The sequence below is a fragment of the Flavobacterium undicola genome (genome assembly GCF_009909155.2).
GTDB classification, from domain to species: Bacteria; Bacteroidota; Bacteroidia; order Flavobacteriales; family Flavobacteriaceae; genus Flavobacterium; species Flavobacterium undicola.
This window is the reverse complement of record NZ_JAAAPM020000078.1, coordinates 1-488: the sequence shown is the minus strand read 5'-3', so window position 1 is coordinate 488 and position 488 is coordinate 1. Positions and strand designations below refer to the sequence as shown.

Annotated in this window: 1 protein-coding gene and 1 pseudogene; both read left to right on the top strand. The window is 24.2% G+C overall.

Annotated elements, in window-relative coordinates:
* Window positions 1–118, top strand: a pseudogene (locus GTZ96_RS18160) (IS1595 family transposase); the annotation flags it as partial.
* A 96-nt stretch (window positions 119–214) separates the two neighbouring features.
* Window positions 215–385 carry a hypothetical protein gene (locus tag GTZ96_RS18155; RefSeq protein WP_161645299.1) on the top strand — a complete coding sequence of 57 codons (171 nt, stop codon included), beginning with the start codon at window positions 215–217 and terminating at the stop codon, window positions 383–385.
* Window positions 386–488: the final 103 nt, after the last annotated feature.

Genomic DNA, 488 nt, shown 5'->3' with positions numbered 1-488 from the left:
TTGTTTTAGGATAAACCGTTCTCAATTTAAAACAAGTATTTTTCATAAATCCATAGAAAGAATGGTGAATGCAAAACCGATTTATCAAAAAAACATAAAACAGATATTAAGTGTATAACTCAAAATAATTTTTTTGATTCCCAAGATTTCTTGGAAGTGGTATATAATGCAAAACAAATACTCAATTCAATCGTAAACGAAATACTGCAAAAAAATGGACAATGATATTCTTCAAAAAGAAAAGGAATGGGAAATTAGGAAAAATATATTTTATCAAAATCAACAAGAACATAATCTTAAAATTATTTCTTTAAAACAGGATTATTTACTTAAAAACAAATACGCTATAAATAATTATAATAAATTAATTGAGTTAGTCATTTAGTTTCTGTATTTTTATGTCTTTAAAAACAGTCGTTATGGAAGTATTTGAAGGACAAAGCATACTAAACTTTATAAAAGAATTGCCAAATGATGAAGCTTGCAAA

Coding starts and splice junctions, on each gene's coding strand:
- GTZ96_RS18155 (WP_161645299.1), top strand. CDS start 215: ATGGACAATGATATTCTTCAAAAAGAAAAGGAATGGGAAATTAGGAAA.